Source organism: Achromobacter sp. SD115, from assembly GCF_017355315.1.
GTDB lineage: Bacteria > Pseudomonadota > Gammaproteobacteria > Burkholderiales > Burkholderiaceae_B > Achromobacter > Achromobacter xylosoxidans_B.
Genome location: NZ_JADIJM010000011.1, coordinates 44,390 through 60,648, shown reverse-complemented (window position 1 = coordinate 60,648; position 16,259 = coordinate 44,390). Strand labels below are relative to the sequence as shown.

Below are 16,259 nucleotides of genomic sequence, written 5' to 3'. Positions count from 1 at the left end.
GGCCTGCGATGACGGCTGCGCTCATCGAGGGAGCCGCGACATGAGCGGCAAAACAGTGGATATCCGGCAGGCGCGAACCCGACTGCCGCTTCTGGACGGACAGACCATACTCGAGGCGGCTCTGCAGCATGACGTTGCCTATCCGCACGGCTGTCGTTCCGGCCGCTGCGGAAGCTGCAAATCCCGCCTGATTGAAGGCGAGGCGGAAATGCTGCCGCACTCGCGCTACGCGTTGACGGAAGAAGAAAAGGCGCGCGGGTTCATTCTGGCGTGCCGTGCGCTACCGAAAACCGATGTCGCGGTAGCCTGGATCGCGACCGACGAGGTGGCGGCCGCCGCGCCCGTCCAGCATCTGGAAGGGTTTGTCGTTTCCATGGACGAACTGACGCACGACATCAGGCGCGTCAGGATTCGGCCAGACGGAACGGACGCCTTGGCGTTCGCCGCCGGGCAGTATGCCGACATTACATTCGGCCAGTCGCCGGCACGCAGCTACTCAATGGCCAACAGGCCGGGCGATTCCGAACTGGAATTCCACATCCGCCGGGTTCAGGGCGGGGTCACGTCGGGCTATGTCCACACCGCGCTGCAGCCTGGCGAACGCGTCACACTCCGCGCTCCGCTCGGGTCCTCGCATCTACGCGAACAGCATTCCGGACCGATGCTTTGCATCGCCGGCGGATCGGGATTGGCTCCCATCAACTCAATCGTCGAAACCGCGCTCGCGCACGGCATGAGGCAGCCGATACACGTCTACTTCGGCGCGCGCATGGCACGGGATCTTTATTTCGTCGAGCATTTCCAGGAACTGGCTCGCCGCCACGCCAACCTGAGCTTTGTGCCGGTGTTGTCCGAAACGCAGGCGGCGCAATACCGGACGGGCGTCGTCACGCAAGCGGTCGGAGAAGACTTGGCGGACCTCAACAATTGGAAAACCTATGTCGCCGGCCCGCCAGCGATGGTGGAGGCAGCCATGGCGCTCGCATTCGAGCGCGGCCTGAAGGTCCAGGACATGCACGCCGACGTCTTTTTTACGCCACAGTAGCCCGGTCTCCCGCCAGGCCCCGCAGCAGCGGACACGCTTGACCTTCCCACGTTGGCAAGCCTCAGGCTTCCCTCATGCCCCCCTCCCCATGAGCAAGGAGACTTCCATGAACATCGGCGAAGCGTCCAAGACATCCAAGGTCTCGGCAAAGATGATCCGCTACTACGAGCAGATCGGCCTGATACCCGCGGCGCAGCGGACCACGTCCGGCTACCGCGCCTACAACCGGATTGACATCCACCGGCTCCACTTCATCCGCCGCGCCCGCAATCTGGGCTTTTCGGTGGCCGAAACCAAGGATCTTCTGGGCCTGTGGCACGACCAATCGCGCCAAAGCGCGGACGTCAAGCGCGTGGCCCAGGAACACCTGGCCGAACTGGACCGGCGCATCGAAAGCATGCGGCAAATGGCCGAGACGCTCAAGACGCTGATCCGATGCTGCGCGGGCGACGAGCGGTCCAACTGCCCCATCCTGCATACCCTTGAGCAGCCCGACGACAGAGAGCCGGAGCCTGCCGCGCGCAGCGGCGCGGTGCAGCGGCGCTTTCGCAGCGGCAGACCGGCGAAACCCGCGTCAGCTTGCTGAGAACCTGGAATCAGATATGCCAAAAATCACCGTTCTTCCGCATGCCGAACTGGCGCCTGAAGGCGCCGAGCTCGAGGTGCGGGCCGGCACCACGATCTGCGAGGCCTTGCTGGCCAACGGCATTGAAATAGAACACGCCTGCGACATGAGCAGCGCCTGCACGACCTGCCACTGCATCGTGCGCAAGGGTTTTGAATCCTTGAACGAAGCCAATGAGAGCGAGGACGATCTGCTTGACCGGGCCTGGGGACTGGAAGCGCAGTCCCGCCTGAGCTGTCAGGCCATCGTGGCCGAAATGGACCTTACCGTCGCCATTCCCAAGTACACGATCAACCATGCCAAGGAGGAGCATTAGGATCTGGCTGGGGTGTCATGGATTTCGGCCAATGAGCCTCGCGTCCTATCGGCCTCCCGCCTCATACATGTCCCACGCCTGCCCGGCGCTGGCGTTGTCATGGATCATGGCCATCAGTGCCCGCACCACTGACGACGGATCGGCATGCTGGTAGACATTGCGGCCATACACCAACCCCACGGCGCCTTCATCCAGCAACTCGCGCGACCGCTCGAAGACCTGGCGCAAGTCCTCCCGCCCCCCGCCGCGTACCAACACGGGGCAACGCGCCGCCTGCACCACGCGATGGAAATCGCGCGTGGCAGTCGTGGGGTCGGCCTTGACGATATCGGCGCCCATTTCGCGCGCCAGCCTCACCAGGGTGACGATCTTCTCGGCATCTCCATCGACCATATAGCCGCCGCGCGCGGAGTGTGGCGCCATGACCAGGGGCTCGATCATCAGCGGCATGCCGTAGCGATCGCAGTCAGCGCGCACGCGGGCGATGTTGGCGACGCACTGGCGGAACAAGTCGGGCTCGTCCGGCAGCATGAACAAGTTGACGACCACGCAGGCCGCATCCATCTGGACGGCGGGCAGCACCGGGTCTTGTTCGTTTTGCAGCACGGCCCACATCACGCGATGGGTGGTGGCGTTGTAGGGATTGCCCATGTCCAGGCGCATGACCAGCGCGGGCTTGTCCCGGCCGGGGCGTTGTTGGAGCAGATCGGCCTGACCGTAGTTCAGCTGGATGGCGTCGGGGCGCGCCGCCGCCAGTTGTTCCATCACGGCCGGCATGTCCTCCAGCCCGGACAGGAAGCCGGGTTCATTGCAGACGCCATGATCGACGGCGATGTCCAGGCAGCGACCGTTGGTCAGCAGCCGGTTCAGGCGCGCTTCTTTTCTGTGCAGCATGGGGATTCCTTGTTCAATCCAGTGTTTGCAGGTGGCGCCCGGCCGCCTGGTCGATGACGGCAAGGTCTTCAGGCGAGAGCGCCAGCGCGGCGGCGGCGGCGTTCTGCGTGGCCTGCTGCGGCGTGCGTGCGCCGCATAGCGCCACGGTCACGCCGCCCGGCCGTGTGGTCCAGGCGATCATCAGCTGCGAAGCCGGGCAGTCCAGCCGCTGGCGCAGAGGCTCCAGTTCCGCGAAGAAGCCTTGCAGCCGCCCGCGATTGGCGACGCTGAAGCGGGGGTTGGCGGCGCGCTGATCGTCGCCGGTAAAGCGGCGGCCGGGGTCGATGGGGCCGGCCAGCAGGCCGAGCGCCAGCGAGGAGTACCCGAGGATGCCGACGTTGTGGTTGCGGCACAGCGGCATCAGCGTCGATTCGATTTCGCGGTCGATCAGGCTGTAGCGTTCCTGGATGGCGTCGACCGGGCCGTGGCGCAGGTACTCGGCCAGAGTGCCGGAGTCCACGTTGCTGACGCCGATGGCGCGGATCTTTCCTTGCCGCTTCAGATCCAGCAAGGCGTCCATGGTTTCGGCGACGGGCGTGCCGGCGTCTTGCCAGTGGGTGATGTAGAGGTCGATGTAATCCGTCTGCAGGCGCGCCAGGCTTTGTTCCACTTCATGGAAGATGGAGGCGCGGCCCAGGTGGCGATGCACGGCCTGGCCGTCCTCGTCGAAGAAGTGTTCGCCTTGGCGCGTGTGCCAGACCAGTCCGCATTTGGTGGCGATGACCGCCTGCTGGCGGCGCCCCTTGAGCGCCTGGCCGACCAGGCTTTCGGCGTGCCCCAGGCCGTAAGCGGGCGCGGTGTCGATGAGCCGCACGCCCGCGTCGACGGATGCCTGGATGGCGGCAATGGCGGCCGCGTCGTCCGCGCCGCCCCACATCCAGCCGCCCATGGCCCAGGTGCCCAGGCCGACGGATTCGCAGGCGATGCCGGACGCGCCCAGTGTTGTAGTCTTCATCGGGAAACCTTTCTGACGTTCATGAGATGGTCGACGGTGACGGCGGCCAACAGGATCAGCCCCTTGACGACGTCTTGCCAGTAGGGCGACACGTCCAGCAGGATGAGCGAGCTGGTGACGACCGACAACAAAGCCAGGCCCAGCACCGCGCCCAGCACGGTGCCCGAGCCGCCTTTGAGGCTGGCGCCGCCGATTACCACCGCCGCGATGACATTGAGCTCCATGCCCACGCCGAAGTTGGGCGTCGCGGCGCCAAAGCGAGCCGTGTAGACCACGCCGGCGACCCCGGCCAGGGTCGAGCACAGCACGGTGACCCAGAACTTCACGCGGCCGGTGCGGATGCCGGCATAGAGCGCGGCCTTTTCATTGCTGCCGGTGTAGAACACCTTGCGCAACAGGGCCGCGCGGCGCAATGCGAAGTCGCTGACGATGACGATGGCGGCGAAGATCAGGATGACGGCGGGAATACCGCCTATGGATCCCTGGCCGATGAACTTGAATTGCGGCGGCAGCGAGAACAGCGATTGCGGCGTGCCCTGGGTGATCGCCAGGCACAGGCCGCGCACGATCACCATGAACGCCAGCGACGCGATGAAATGGCTGAGGCCGATGCGTGTGACGCAGCCGCCGATGAGCGCGCCCACCATCGTGCACACGGCGATCGCAGCCAGGCTGGCGGTCCATGGGTCCAGCCCCATCAGGAAGAGCTTGCCGGTAATGACCATGGCCAGGCAGACCACCGAACCCACCGACAGATCGATGCCGCCGACAATGACCAGGATGGTCATGCCGACCACCACGATGCCTTCGATGGAAAACGACAACAGCATGGCGCGCACGTTTTCCCAGGTCAGGAAATGCGGCGACGCGAAGCTCATCACCACGCACAGCGCGGCGATGATCAGCAGCAGCCCCGCTTCGCGGAAGCTGCCCAGCCGCCGCCCCGGGCGGGGGCCAGGCGGCAGGCTGGCAGCGGGAGGCGGCAGGACCGCTTCGGCCGCGGGTTGGGACTTCAGGTCACTCATCATGTCGCCTCCTGGGCGGACAGGCCCGAGGCCAGCCGCAGCAGTCTTTCTTCCGTCATGTCGCTTGCCGCCAGTTCGCCGGCGAGCCTGCCATTGCGTATGACCAGGGCCCGGTCGCACAGACCGATGATTTCGGGCAGTTCGGACGAGATCACCACCACGCCCACGCCTTGGTTGGCCAGCTCGCGCAGAAGGTGATGGATCTCGGATTTGGCGCCGACGTCCACGCCGCGCGTGGGTTCGTCCATCAGCAGCACCGAGGGGCGGGTGGCCAGCAGTTTGGCGATGGCTACCTTTTGCTGGTTGCCGCCCGACAGGCAGCTGGCGTCGATAGCCACGCCGTCGGATTTGAGCTTGAGCCGTGCGCCCAGCTCGACCGCCAGGCTGCGTTCCGCTACCCGCTTGAGCAGGCCGAAGCGTGAACTGATGCGGCCCAGCGCCATGGAGGACACACTCTGTTCGATCGGCATGTCCAGAAACAGGCCGGCGGCCTTGCGGTCTTCGCTCAGGTAGGCAATGCCGTGGCGCAGGGCGTCGGCATAGCGGCGCAGCCGCAGAGGCCGGCCCCGCAGCCGCACCGCGCCGCGCCGTGCGCGCCGCAGGCCGCACACGGTTTCGGCCAGTTCGCTGCGGCCCGCGCCCATCAGGCCGGAGATGCCCAGGATTTCGCCCCGGCGCAGCGTGAACGAAATGCCGTGGACATGCGCGCCATCGGCGATGTCCTCCACTTCCAGCAGAACCTCGGCAGGCGCATCGCCAGCGGCTTGCCGGGGCGGGTAATAGTTGCCCAGGTCGCGTCCGACCATGCAACGCACCAGCGCGTCTGGAGAGAGCGCCGCGATATCGGCGCTGTGCACGTCGCGGCCGTCGCGCAACACCGTGACGCGGTCGCAGTGCTCGAAGATCTCGGCCATGCGGTGGCTGATGTAGACAATGCCGATGCCTTGGGCTTTCAGGTCGTGCAACACGCGGAACAGCGCCACGGACTCGATTTCGGTCAGCGCGGCCGTGGGTTCGTCCAGGATCAGCACCTTGCAGTCCAGCGTCAAGGCACGGGCGATCTCGACCAGCTGCTGGCTGGATATGCCCAGCGCATCCACGCGCAAGCCCGGGTCGATGTCCTGGCCCAGCCGCCGCAGCACGCCTGCGGCGCGCTGGTTCAGGCTGGCATAGTCCATCCAGGCCTGCGCGCCGGCGCTGATCGCGGGCATGAAAATGTTCTCGGCCACGGTGGCGTCGCCGCACAGCGCGATTTCCTGGTGGACCAGGCCGATGCCCAGGCGCATGGCATGGGCCGGCCCGTTGATGACCACGCGCTCGCCTTCCAGATAGATATCGCCGCTATCCGGCTGGTGGATGCCGTCGATGATCTTCATCAACGTCGACTTGCCGGCGCCGTTCTCGCCGCACAAGGCATGGATTTCGCCCCGGCGCAGCGTGAAACGCACGTCGGCCAGGGCCTTGGACGCGCCGAACTGCTTGCTGATGCCCTGCAGTTCCAGCAGCGCTGCGGTCGTGTTCATTCGTTGATGCCCTTGGTGCCGCGGCGCGCCAGGTATTTGTCCCAATAAAAGTCGTCGGCGTTCGCCTTGCTGACGATGGACAGGCCGTTGTCCAGGAACGGCACCGCCATCGGGTTGGTGCCGTTGCGCTTGGCGTCGTTCATCGGGTCGATCAGTTGCTGGTTGCGGGCCAGGAACAACAGCATCATCCCCATGTAGCCTTGCACGCCCTGGTTTGGATTGACGGAACCAAAGACCTCGCCGGACTTGATCATGTCCAGGATCTTGGCGTTCACGTCGCAGCACAGAACCTTGATGTTCTTCTTGGTTTCGATCGATGCCTGTGCCGCGCCCAGCGCCGAATTGGCTTCGGGCATGAACAGGGCGCCCAGGCCGGGGTTGGCCTGCGCCAGGCTCAGCGTGGCCTGGTAGGCCTTGTTCGGGTCCTGATTGCTGGCCGCGCGGCCCACCAGCTTCATCCCGGGATGCTGGGTCTTCATGCGGTTGATGAAGGCGGCGACGCGGCGGTCATGGTTGTCCTGGCCGGGATTTTCCAGCACCGCGTATTCACCCTTGCCGTTGAGCGCGGCCGCGATGGCGTCGGCGGCCTGCGCGCCTTCACGGTCATTGTCGGACGTGACAAAGGACACGCGCTTGGAGTTGGGAGAGTCGGCCGCGAAGGTCACCACCGGGATGCCCATGGCCGCGGCGCGATTGATGGGCTCGATGAAGGGGTCGGGATTCATGGGGTGCAGCAGGATGCCGGCCGGCTTGCGCGCCAGTTCCTGCTCGAACGAGGCCAGCTGCTTGTTGACGTCATATTCGGGCGTACCCGAATAGCGGGTGCGCACGCCGAGCGAATGGCCCAGCTGCTTCATCATTTCGTAGACAGGAAACCAGTACTCCACCCCGGACACCATCACGTTCATCACGTAGACGTCGTTCGCGTTGCCGCGCAGCCCGGGGGCTTGCGGGGTGTTCTGCGCAAAGGCGTTGGCTCCCGCCAGGCTGGCGCCCGCCGCCGCTACGGTCTTCAAGAAATCTCGTCTCATGTTCCGCTCCTTTTTTTCGCAAAGATCCAAGAACCCTGGAGCCCTCGGTGCCTGTTGTTCAACCTGTCCGGGTCGAATCGTTGTTATGACATCGACGAACTATATTGCACGGCAAATTTTTAGATTACTAGGGGAAACACTGCTATCCTGCGTGAAATTTCTGTAGACAATGTTATGACATGAAAACAGACATCTACCTAGGCATAGACATGGGCTCCACGGGCCTGAAGGCGGTCGCCTTCGAGGCCGGGAGCGGCGCCACGCTGGCCGCATCGGGCGGCGCGCTGCCCTACCGGCAGTTGGCGCAAGGCGGTTGCGAGCTGTCCGCGGACGCCATCGAGGCGGCGCTGGCGCTGGCCTTGCAAGGCGTGGCGACCCAGCTGGGCAGGCGCGTGGCGGACGTACGCGCGCTCTGCTGCACGGGTCATGGCGCAGGCTTGTATGCGCTGGATGCGAGCGGCCAATTGCTGGAGGGCCGCGCGGTGGCATCGACCGATCAGCGCGCCGCCGCCCGCGCCCGGGCGCTGGACCGCCGCAAGGGGGATGCGCTGTATGACGAAGTGGGGTGCCGGCCGTGGGCCGGACAGTCGTCGCTGATCGCCGCGGAGCTCTTCGGCGCGGACGCCGGACAGCACCATCGCATCCGCCACCTGCTGTTCGCCAAGGACTATCTGGGGTTCCTGTTGACCGGCGAGATCGTCACGGACGCCAGCGACGCCAGCACCGCGGGCCTGCTGTCGCTCAAGGCCGGGACCTGGTCCACGATGGCCTTCGAGGCCGCCGGCCTGTCTGGCCTGGCAGCCACGGCGCCGGCGCCCATCGCGCCCAGCGGCACGGTGATCGGCCGGCTGCGGCCGGCCCAGGCGGCCACCTTCGGTTTGCCCGCCGGCCTGCCCGTGGCACTGGGTGCGATCGATCTGCTCGCCTCACTGAAGGCGGTGAGCGCGGAGCGCGAAGGCCATGCCGTGGCCGTGCTCGGCACCTGGTGCGTGAATGCCGTGGTGGCGCCGGCTCGCGAGCCGAAACCAGAGGTTGGCGCCATCGTCAGCTTCGGCGATCCGGACCGCAGGCTCTATCTGGAAAACAGCCCGTCGTCGATGGCGAACGTGGCTTGGCTGGCGCGCACCTTGCAGTTCCCGGACGCGGCCGCGGCGGTGGAATGCGCGATGGGCGTGCCCCTGGGCGCCGACGGCCTGCGCTTTCTGCCCTTCATCAACGGCGGAAGCTGGCCGGCGGGAGCCTGCGCGGGCTACGTCGGCCTGCAAGGGCATCACACCCGCGCGCACATGGCGCGCGCCGTGATCGACGCCGTGGTGGCGCTGCACGCGTGGCATCTGAAACGCCTGGCGGCGCTTGGGCTGGGCGTGCCGGGCAGGGTCGCGGCCCTGGGCGGCGGCGCTCGGGATTTGCGCTTGGCGCGTCTGCTGGCGGGCTTTCTGGGCCATGCCGTGGAACGCTGCGGCGACGACGAAACCGGCGCGCGTGGCGCCGCCTTGTATGCCGCGCTATCGCAAAACCCCGGCGGCGACGACTTGCTGCCGGCCCCATCCGAAACGGTCGAACCGCTAGCCGCCGAGACACAGGCGCATGCCGATTTCTACGCCAGCTTCCATGGTTTGGTGGACAGCATGGCTCCCGCCTTCGGCCATCTGGCGGAACCGGCCCGATGACCCCGCACACACCGACCTTCGCGCGTCCGGCCTCGTTGGCGGGCCGTCATTTTTCGACGGTGATCGTCGGCGCGGGCATCAACGGCGCTGGCGTGTTCCGAGACCTGTCGCTGCAAGGCGTGGACTGCCTGATCGTGGACAAGGACGATGTGGCTGCTGGCGCCAGCAGCGCGCCGTCGCGCATGATCCACGGCGGCTTGCGCTACCTGGAAAGCGGCGCATTTTCGCTGGTGGCGGAAGCCACGCGCGAACGCAATCTGCTGCTGCGCAACGCGGCGCATCTGGTACATCCGCTGGAAACCGTGGTGCCGCTATCCAGCCGCTTCGGCGGCTTGTGGGGCAGCATGTTGCGCTTTGCCGGCCTGAGCGCCTCGCCTGGCGCGCGGGGACTGTGCGTAGTGGGGCTGGGCTTGCGCCTCTACGACCGGCTGGGCCGCAGCCAGCGCATCATGCCAGAACATCGCATCGAACGCGTACCGCAAGCGGACGGCGCGCTGTTCGGCGCGGACGTGCGCTGGACAGCCACTTACTACGATGCCTGGATACGGCATCCGGAATGGCTGGTGCTGGAGCTGATCGACGATGCGCATCGCGGCCATCCGGCCTCGGTCGCATCGAACTATTGCAGCGTGACGGCATGCCAGGGCCGCACCATCACGCTGCGCGACGCGCTCACCGGAGAATCCGTGCAAGTGACCGCCGACACCGTGGTCAACGCGACGGGCGCCTGGCTGGACCGCGCGGCCGGCACGCTACAAGGCGCCGGTTCACGCGTCATGGGCACCAAGGGGTCACACCTGATTTTGAATCATCCCGCGCTGCGCTCGGCGCTTCAGGGCCGCATGGCTTACTTCGAGGCGTCCGACGGCCGGGTGTGCATCGTCTACCCCTTCCTGGACCGGGTGCTGGTGGGCTCCACCGATATACCGGTGGACGATCCGGACCTTGCCGCAACCGAACCGGCAGAGATCGACTACCTGCTCGACGTTTTGCACGAGGTGTTTCCCCGCCTGGCTTTCAGCCGGAATGACGTGGTCTACACTTATGTGGGAGTCCGGCCGCTGGCCCAGTCGGATGCCGACAAGCCCGGACAGATATCGCGCGATCACGCGGTGGTGATCGACCCGCCCAACGCACGGCGCGAGGTGCCCATGGTGTGCCTGGTAGGCGGAAAATGGACCACCTTCCGTTCGCTGGCGCAACTGGCTGCCGACGCGGTGCTGCAGCAACTGGGCCGCGCGCGACGCCAGTCAACCGAGCAAGTGGCCATCGGCGGCGGAGCGGGCATGCCCGCCGATGCGCCGGGGCGGCAACGCTTTCTGGACAGCCTTCAGGCTGCCACCGGACTGAGCCGCGAGCGCGTCACCGAACTGTTCATGCGCTATGGTTCACGGGCGGGCGCCGTGGCGGCGGATTTCGCGGCTACAGGCGATAAGCCCTTGCGCCATGCACCGGACCATTCCGCAGCCGAGATCCGCTATCTGTGCCGCGTAACGGCCGTGCAGCACTTGGTCGATCTGGTGATCCGGCGCACCCTGCTGGCCATCCGCGGCCATGTCACCCCGGCGCTGCTGGCTGAATTGGCCGACATCGCCGCGGCCGAGCTGGGCTGGAGCGCCGAGCGCCAGCAGACCGAGTTACGGGCCTGCACCGCGACGTTGCGGGACCGGCATTGTGTTCAACTTCCTGCGGACGAGGCATCGTGGGCAAAGCCCACCGATTCCATCTTGGCCGCAGGTTCGATTTCCAACTCCTTGACGACATGAGCAGCCCCATCTCCACCGAAGCCATCTTGGACCGCAGCGCCGGCGCCCCGCTCTGGGCGCAGTTCCGCGACGTGGTGCGCGCCAAGATCCTGCAAGGCGAACTGGCCGTGGGCGACAAGCTGCCGACCGAGGCCGAGTTCGGCGAGCAATATGGCATTTCGCGCATCGTCGTGCGCGAGGCGCTGGCGGACCTGGTCCGCAACGGCCTGATCTACAAAATACGCGGCCAAGGCGCTTTCGTGTCGGCGCGCGAACGCGACGAAGATTTCGTTTCCACCGTGCTGGGCTTTTCGGACGAGATGGAACGCAAGGGTCGCACCGTGCGCACGCAGGTGCTGCGGCAGGAACTGCGCGCGCCGACAGCGCACGAGGCCAGTTCGCTGGGGCTGGCCGAAGGCGGCCAGGTCGTGGCGCTCAAGCGGCTGCGCAGCGTCGACGGCGAACTGCAATTGCTGGTGGAAACCGCCGTGCCCGCGGACCTGGTGCCGGGGCTGCACCGCACCCGCCTCGAAAACCGTTCGCTCTACGACGTGCTGCGCAGGCAGTACGGCCTGCGCATCGTGCGTGCGGAACGTTGGATAGATGCCATCCAACCGGACGCCGAGACCTGCGAATTGCTGGGGATGAAGGAACCCGAACCGTTGCTGCGCATCGAGTCGATCGCGTATGGCGCCAATGGACGTCCGCTGGAACACTACCGCGCCTTGCACCGCTGCAAGTCCAGCCGGCTGCATGTGCAGACCACCACCTGACGCAGCAAGGCGCTTGCAGATTTGGCGATCAGGTGGGAAGGGTCAGGAATCCGCGGAAGGGATACGCGGCGGCGCGTCACGCCAACTGCGTCTTGGGTGTGCCGTGAACACGTGATTCACGTAACCCTGGAATGCTGTGGCGCGCCCGACAGGAATCGAACCTGTATCAAGAGCTTCGGAAACTCTCATTCTATCCATTGAACTACGGGCGCAGCGCAAGGAGGCGGTATTGTACCCAGTTTTCGCAGAACTGCATGAACGGGATCAAATCTTCCGTCAAACTCAGCGAAAACCCGGTCAGATGCATTGGACGCGTGTCTATGACACCGTTATATAATCCAGCGTTTGCTTGCAAGGCGGGCCGTCCATGCCGCCGACTTGTGCAGTACTGATTTTCTGTTGCCGCCGCCAGGCGCCCCCGGTACCCGTTAGCAGGATTTGGTCATGAGCAACGAGCAGGAACACATAGAAGAGCACTCCTCCCCCATCAAGACCCCGAAGCAACTGATCGTCACGATCGTCCTGTCTTTCGTGATCCCGATCGCCATCATCATCCTATTGGTGAACATGGTGGTCTCGGGCAACAAGACAGGAGCGGGTTCGGACACACTGTCCCAAGAAGCCGTCGCCAAGCGCATTGCCCCGGTCGCTGGTTTCCAGCTGGTCGATGCGAATGCCCCCAAGGTCTTCAAGACCGGCGAACAGGTCTTCGCCGCCGTCTGTACGGCCTGTCATACCGCCGGCGTGGCTGGCGCACCCAAGGTGGGCGATAACGCCGCCTGGGCGCCCTTCATCACCGCGGGCTACGACGCCATGATGAACGTGGCCCTGCACGGCAAGGGCGGCATGCCCGCCAAGGGCGGCAACCCCACGCTGTCCGACTACGAAGTCGCGCGCGCCGTGGTGTACATGGCCAACAAGTCCGGCGCTTCCTTGCCCGAACCCGCCGCTCCGGCCGCGGAAGGCGACAAGAAGGAAGCGGCTGCCGCTCCTGCCGCCGCACCCGCAGCGCCTGCTGCTGCCCCGGCTGCTGCGGCTCCGGCCCCGGTCGCTGCGGCACCCGCGCCGGCTGCTCCCGCCGCCGCGCCGCAAGCCGCAGCAGCGGTCAACCCGGCCGGCGAAAAGCTGTACAAGAGCGTCTGCTTCGCCTGCCATGCCACCGGCGTGGCCAACGCCCCCAAGTTCGGCGACAAGGCCGCCTGGGATCCGTACATCAAGACCGGCATGGACGCCATGGTGAAGGTCGCCATGCAAGGCAAGCCGCCGATGCCCCCGAAGGGCGGCGCGGCCAACGCCTCGGAAGACGATATCCGCGCTGCGGTGCAGTACATGGTGGATGCGGCCAAGTAAGACTCGCCGCCCACGATGAAAAAAGCCCCTTGAGCCAATCAAGGGGCTTTTTCTTTGCGCGCTGGCGCGCCGGTTATTCGCGGATCAGGCCGATCGCCTTGGAAAACAACGCCCGCTGCTCCTGCAGATAGGCGCCGTACTCCTGCGGGCTCAGCACGCTGATTTCCGCGCCGATGCCGCCCAGGGTCTTGTTCACCTCATCGCCCTGCTCCGCCACTACCTTGCGGGCGGCCTGGTACAAGGCATCGACTACCTGGGGCGGCGTGCCCTTGGGCGCCATCAGCCCATAGATGGTGGGGCTGCCGACCTCGTAGCCCAGTTCGCGCAGAGTCGGCACGTCCGGATAGGCCGCCAGCCGCTTGCTGCTGAAGACGGCCAGCGGCCGCAGGCCGCCGGACTGGATGTGCGCCTGCGCCGGCCCCACCGCGGACACGGCGATATCCGTGTGGCCACCGAGCAAGGCGGTGACCGCCGGCGTGCTGCCCTGGAAGGGGATGTGGCGCAATTTGACCTTGGCCTCGGAAGCGAACGTCTCGCCCAGCAGATGGCTGATGCCCATGGCGCCCGAGGTGCCGTAGGAGATGGCGTCGGGACGCGCCTTGGCATCGGCCACCACGTCGGCCAGGGTCTTGTACCTGGACTTCCCGGGCGCGACGATCATCATGCCGCCCAGGGATATGGCGGCGACCGGCGCGAAGGACTCCGTCGTGTACTTGATCTCCTTGTTGGCCAGCGGAACCACGACCAGCGCGCCCGGCGAACTGCCCACGATGGTATAGCCGTCGGGCGCCGCCGAGGCCGTGTATGCCGCGCCTATGCCTCCCCCCGCGCCGGGCTTGTAGTTCATCACGATGGGCTGGCCCAGGTATTGCCCCATCTTCTCGGTGATGGGCCGCAGCATCTGGTCGGTATCGCCCGGCGCGAACGGAATGATCAGTTGCACCGGTTTTGCCGGATAGCCGGCATGTGCCGGCGCGCTCAGGGCCAGGCCCAGCGCAAGAGAGGCGAACGCGCCACCAAATCGTTTGAAGCTATGCATGCATGTCTCCTGTGTTTTTATTTACCGGCTGTACGACCAGCCGTTCATTCGTGGTCGATCTGTATGGCCTCCAGAAAGCGCGACACCATGTTGTACGCGGCCACCGTGGCTGTGATCTCGACGATCGCGCGGGCATCGAAAGCCTCGCGGACGGCGGCGAACGTAGCGTCCCGGACCCGGATCTCGCGCGTCACCTCATCGCAATACGCCATGGCCGCGCGCTCGCCCGCGTCCAGCGATGTGAAATCGCCGGTCTTCAAGCCCTGCACGTGGTCTTCGTTGCAACCCGCTTTCAAAGCGATCGGCAGATGCTGCTCGAACTCGTAGTCGGCCTGGTTCAGCACCGCGACGCGCAGGATGAGCATCTCCCGCAGTTTGGGCGCAAGCCCGCTGTGCTGGCGTATCGCCGTGAGATAGGCCAGCCAGCCCTGCGCCACCGGCGGGCTGTTGAGCAGCATCCGATAGAGATTCGGCAGGCTGGACCGCTCCCGTTCGATGCGTTCGACCAGCGGCCGGATCTCCGGCCTGGCGATATCCGCATATTCAATTCGCGCCATCGTGATTCTCCTCAGCTTGGTTTTCAGTCGCAGCGGGCGCTCATGCCCCCGTCCACGATCAGTTCGGTTCCGGTGATGAAACGCGCCTCGTCCGAGGCGAGAAAGAGCACGGCATTGGCCGTGTCTCGGCCATCGCCGGAAAGCGGCAACGGAATGCGGCGGCGCCGCCGCTCCAGCAAGGCGTCGATGTCGCCCGCGCTCTGCTGGCCGGCGAGGAAGGCATCGACCAGCGGCGTATGGAGCTGGCCCGGCAGGACGGTGTTGATGCGCACCCCCTTGCCGGCGTATTCCACGGCGGCCACACGGCCGAACTGCATTACGCCGGCCTTGGCCGCCGCATAGCCGACCTGCGGCGCGCCGGTCCAGCGTATGGCCGAGGTCGAAGACACGTTGACCACGGCGCCAGCGCCCTGCTCCTGCATGATGGGCAGGACGTGCTGGCAGGTGGTGAACACCGAGGTCAGGTTCAAGTCGAGCTGCCTGCGCCAATCCGCTTGCGTCAGCGCCGCCGCACCGCCGGGAATGGGACCTCCCACGTTATTGACCAGAATGTCGATCCGCCCGTGACACCGCGCCACGGCTTGGACCAGCGCAGCGACCTGGGCCGCGTCGCCCACATCGCAGATCTGGGTTTCGATGCGGGACCGGTAGCGTCCAGCCAACTCCAGGGTCTCGGGCAGTGACTCCGGCCGTATGTCCACCGCGACCACCACGGCCCCCTCCTGGGCGAAGCGCACGGCGATCGCTCTTCCGTTGCCCCAACCCGGTCCCACGCAACCCGCGCCGAAGATCAAGGCCACCTTGCCCGCCAGGCGTCCGGCGCCCGCTTGCTCATGCACGTTCATCGCGACTATCCCCGCTCAACGCGTTGCCATGGTGATGCCGCCATCCACCACGATCTGCTGCCCCGTGATGTAGCGGCTCTCATCGCTGGCCAGGAAAGCCACGGCATGGGCCACGTCCCAGGCGTCGCCCATGCGACCCGCGGGCACCTGGGCATGGCGGTGCGCCACAAAACCCTCGTAATCACCCTTGGCGTATTTCTGCGCCAGGCGTTCCACCAGAGGCGTGAACATCAGTCCTGGCACCACCGAATTCAGCCGCACGCCGTCTTGCGCATAGATGACCGCGGTGGTGGCCGTCATCTGCATCAGGGCGGCCTTGGCGGCGGCGTAGCCGACCTGGGGTTTGCCCGCATAACGCAGCCCGGCGATGGACGAAATGTTGATAATCGATCCTCCACCAGCGCTCTTCATGAGGGGGATGACGTGCTTGCAGCACAGGAAGGCAGAGGTCAGATTCACCTGGATCTGATCGTGCCAAAGATCCTCCGGCATGGAGACCGGGTCGCCCGGTTCCGAGCGGCCCACGTTGTTGACCAGCACATCGATGCGGCCATGCGTCTCCATGCACGCCCGCACCAGTTCCGCCACCTGGCTGCCGTCCGTGACGTCGCACTGCCGGACCGTGATCTTCCCGCCCTCCGCGGCCACGGCCTGCGCGGACTGTCGCGCCGCGTCGATGTTCAGATCGCAACCGAAAATCGCGGCGCCCTGCCTGGCAAGCACCGCCGCAGCAGCCTTTCCATTTCCCCAACCTGCGCCCAGCGTGCCGCAACCGGTCACCAGGGCTACCTTTCCATCAAGACGAAACATCCCAGCTCCAGAGAGAG

At 65.9% G+C, this 16,259-nt stretch carries 16 protein-coding genes and 1 tRNA gene; 7 read left to right on the top strand and 10 right to left on the bottom strand.

Annotation, left to right across the window (positions count from 1 at the left end; all coding sequences use genetic code 11):
- Nucleotides 1–40: 40 nt before the first annotated feature.
- The 3 genes from IPU70_RS16915 to fdx all read left to right on the top strand — a co-directional run bounded on the left by IPU70_RS16915 (nucleotide 41) and on the right by fdx (nucleotide 1,986).
- Complete coding sequence (locus IPU70_RS16915; protein ID WP_207468855.1) at nucleotides 41–1,045, top strand: 2Fe-2S iron-sulfur cluster-binding protein; 1,005 nt, start codon at nucleotides 41–43, stop codon at nucleotides 1,043–1,045.
- A gap of 106 nt (nucleotides 1,046–1,151) precedes the next feature.
- On the top strand, nucleotides 1,152–1,631 hold the full coding sequence (gene cueR, locus IPU70_RS16910; RefSeq protein ID WP_207468853.1) for a Cu(I)-responsive transcriptional regulator: 480 nt from the start codon (nucleotides 1,152–1,154) through the stop codon (nucleotides 1,629–1,631).
- A 16-nt stretch (nucleotides 1,632–1,647) separates the two neighbouring features.
- Complete coding sequence (gene fdx / locus IPU70_RS16905) at nucleotides 1,648–1,986, top strand: ISC system 2Fe-2S type ferredoxin (protein WP_207468851.1); 339 nt, start codon at nucleotides 1,648–1,650, stop codon at nucleotides 1,984–1,986.
- A gap of 45 nt (nucleotides 1,987–2,031) precedes the next feature.
- Here the strand turns inward: fdx and IPU70_RS16900 are convergent, their stop codons facing one another.
- The 5 genes from IPU70_RS16900 to IPU70_RS16880 are packed head-to-tail and all read right to left on the bottom strand — an operon-like array spanning nucleotide 2,032 to nucleotide 7,453.
- Nucleotides 2,032–2,880: a class I fructose-bisphosphate aldolase gene (locus IPU70_RS16900; RefSeq protein ID WP_207468849.1), complete on the bottom strand. Its 849-nt coding sequence runs from the start codon at nucleotides 2,878–2,880 to the stop codon at nucleotides 2,032–2,034.
- Between the two features lie 13 nt (nucleotides 2,881–2,893).
- Nucleotides 2,894–3,874, bottom strand: coding sequence for an aldo/keto reductase (locus IPU70_RS16895; protein WP_207468848.1), 981 nt, complete (start codon nucleotides 3,872–3,874; stop codon nucleotides 2,894–2,896).
- A complete protein-coding gene (locus IPU70_RS16890) occupies nucleotides 3,871–4,902 on the bottom strand; it encodes an ABC transporter permease (protein WP_207468847.1) in 1,032 nt (343 codons plus the stop codon). The genes IPU70_RS16895 and IPU70_RS16890 overlap by 4 nt, the downstream gene beginning before the upstream one ends.
- Entirely contained in the window at nucleotides 4,899–6,422 is a 1,524-nt protein-coding gene (locus tag IPU70_RS16885; protein ID WP_207468846.1) for a sugar ABC transporter ATP-binding protein, read from the bottom strand. The genes IPU70_RS16890 and IPU70_RS16885 overlap by 4 nt, the downstream gene beginning before the upstream one ends.
- Nucleotides 6,419–7,453, bottom strand: a complete 1,035-nt coding sequence (locus IPU70_RS16880) for a substrate-binding domain-containing protein (RefSeq protein ID WP_207468845.1) — start codon at nucleotides 7,451–7,453, stop codon at nucleotides 6,419–6,421. Before IPU70_RS16880 ends, IPU70_RS16885 begins: the two co-directional genes overlap by 4 nt.
- A 179-nt stretch (nucleotides 7,454–7,632) precedes the next feature.
- Here IPU70_RS16880 and IPU70_RS16875 point away from each other — a divergent pair, with 179 nt between their 5' ends.
- Genes IPU70_RS16875 through IPU70_RS16865 form a run of 3 tightly spaced genes read left to right on the top strand, consistent with a single transcriptional unit; the run spans nucleotide 7,633 to nucleotide 11,641 of the window.
- The gene (locus IPU70_RS16875) at nucleotides 7,633–9,123 is read left to right on the top strand and encodes an FGGY family carbohydrate kinase (RefSeq protein ID WP_207468844.1); all 1,491 of its coding nucleotides are present in this window, start codon (nucleotides 7,633–7,635) and stop codon (nucleotides 9,121–9,123) included.
- Nucleotides 9,120–10,889 (top strand): glycerol-3-phosphate dehydrogenase/oxidase, encoded by a 1,770-nt coding sequence (locus IPU70_RS16870; RefSeq protein WP_207468842.1) that lies wholly within the window; start codon nucleotides 9,120–9,122, stop codon nucleotides 10,887–10,889. Before IPU70_RS16875 ends, IPU70_RS16870 begins: the two co-directional genes overlap by 4 nt.
- Nucleotides 10,886–11,641: a GntR family transcriptional regulator gene (locus IPU70_RS16865; protein ID WP_207468841.1), complete on the top strand. Its 756-nt coding sequence runs from the start codon at nucleotides 10,886–10,888 to the stop codon at nucleotides 11,639–11,641. Before IPU70_RS16870 ends, IPU70_RS16865 begins: the two co-directional genes overlap by 4 nt.
- A gap of 137 nt (nucleotides 11,642–11,778) precedes the next feature.
- Here the strand turns inward: IPU70_RS16865 and IPU70_RS16860 are convergent.
- Nucleotides 11,779–11,853, bottom strand: a tRNA-Arg gene (locus IPU70_RS16860).
- Nucleotides 11,854–12,085: 232 nt separating this feature from the next.
- Here IPU70_RS16860 and IPU70_RS16855 point away from each other — a divergent pair.
- Nucleotides 12,086–12,991: a cytochrome c5 family protein gene (locus tag IPU70_RS16855; protein WP_207468840.1), complete on the top strand. Its 906-nt coding sequence runs from the start codon at nucleotides 12,086–12,088 to the stop codon at nucleotides 12,989–12,991.
- A 73-nt stretch (nucleotides 12,992–13,064) separates the two neighbouring features.
- On the opposite strand, the gene IPU70_RS16850 is transcribed toward IPU70_RS16855, so the two are convergent.
- Genes IPU70_RS16850 through IPU70_RS16835 form a run of 4 tightly spaced genes read right to left on the bottom strand, consistent with a single transcriptional unit; the run spans nucleotide 13,065 to nucleotide 16,242 of the window.
- Nucleotides 13,065–14,030, bottom strand: coding sequence for a tripartite tricarboxylate transporter substrate binding protein (locus tag IPU70_RS16850; RefSeq protein WP_013391170.1), 966 nt, complete (start codon nucleotides 14,028–14,030; stop codon nucleotides 13,065–13,067).
- A gap of 44 nt (nucleotides 14,031–14,074) precedes the next feature.
- A complete protein-coding gene (locus IPU70_RS16845; protein ID WP_207468838.1) occupies nucleotides 14,075–14,587 on the bottom strand; it encodes a carboxymuconolactone decarboxylase family protein in 513 nt (170 codons plus the stop codon).
- 23 nt (nucleotides 14,588–14,610) lie between these two features.
- Nucleotides 14,611–15,432: an SDR family NAD(P)-dependent oxidoreductase gene (locus IPU70_RS16840; protein WP_207468836.1), complete on the bottom strand. Its 822-nt coding sequence runs from the start codon at nucleotides 15,430–15,432 to the stop codon at nucleotides 14,611–14,613.
- A gap of 15 nt (nucleotides 15,433–15,447) precedes the next feature.
- Nucleotides 15,448–16,242, bottom strand: a complete 795-nt coding sequence (locus IPU70_RS16835) for an SDR family NAD(P)-dependent oxidoreductase (RefSeq protein ID WP_013391167.1) — start codon at nucleotides 16,240–16,242, stop codon at nucleotides 15,448–15,450.
- Between the last annotated feature and the right edge of the window lie 17 nt (nucleotides 16,243–16,259).

Coding starts and splice junctions, on each gene's coding strand:
- IPU70_RS16895 (WP_207468848.1), bottom strand. CDS start 3,874: ATGAAGACTACAACACTGGGCGCGTCCGGCATCGCCTGCGAATCCGTC.
- IPU70_RS16915 (WP_207468855.1), top strand. CDS start 41: ATGAGCGGCAAAACAGTGGATATCCGGCAGGCGCGAACCCGACTGCCG.
- IPU70_RS16835 (WP_013391167.1), bottom strand. CDS start 16,242: ATGTTTCGTCTTGATGGAAAGGTAGCCCTGGTGACCGGTTGCGGCACG.
- IPU70_RS16850 (WP_013391170.1), bottom strand. CDS start 14,030: ATGCATAGCTTCAAACGATTTGGTGGCGCGTTCGCCTCTCTTGCGCTG.
- IPU70_RS16885 (WP_207468846.1), bottom strand. CDS start 6,422: ATGAACACGACCGCAGCGCTGCTGGAACTGCAGGGCATCAGCAAGCAG.
- IPU70_RS16890 (WP_207468847.1), bottom strand. CDS start 4,902: ATGATGAGTGACCTGAAGTCCCAACCCGCGGCCGAAGCGGTCCTGCCG.
- IPU70_RS16855 (WP_207468840.1), top strand. CDS start 12,086: ATGAGCAACGAGCAGGAACACATAGAAGAGCACTCCTCCCCCATCAAG.
- IPU70_RS16880 (WP_207468845.1), bottom strand. CDS start 7,453: ATGAGACGAGATTTCTTGAAGACCGTAGCGGCGGCGGGCGCCAGCCTG.
- fdx (WP_207468851.1), top strand. CDS start 1,648: ATGCCAAAAATCACCGTTCTTCCGCATGCCGAACTGGCGCCTGAAGGC.
- IPU70_RS16845 (WP_207468838.1), bottom strand. CDS start 14,587: ATGGCGCGAATTGAATATGCGGATATCGCCAGGCCGGAGATCCGGCCG.
- IPU70_RS16875 (WP_207468844.1), top strand. CDS start 7,633: ATGAAAACAGACATCTACCTAGGCATAGACATGGGCTCCACGGGCCTG.
- IPU70_RS16900 (WP_207468849.1), bottom strand. CDS start 2,880: ATGCTGCACAGAAAAGAAGCGCGCCTGAACCGGCTGCTGACCAACGGT.
- IPU70_RS16840 (WP_207468836.1), bottom strand. CDS start 15,432: ATGAACGTGCATGAGCAAGCGGGCGCCGGACGCCTGGCGGGCAAGGTG.
- IPU70_RS16865 (WP_207468841.1), top strand. CDS start 10,886: ATGAGCAGCCCCATCTCCACCGAAGCCATCTTGGACCGCAGCGCCGGC.
- cueR (WP_207468853.1), top strand. CDS start 1,152: ATGAACATCGGCGAAGCGTCCAAGACATCCAAGGTCTCGGCAAAGATG.
- IPU70_RS16870 (WP_207468842.1), top strand. CDS start 9,120: ATGACCCCGCACACACCGACCTTCGCGCGTCCGGCCTCGTTGGCGGGC.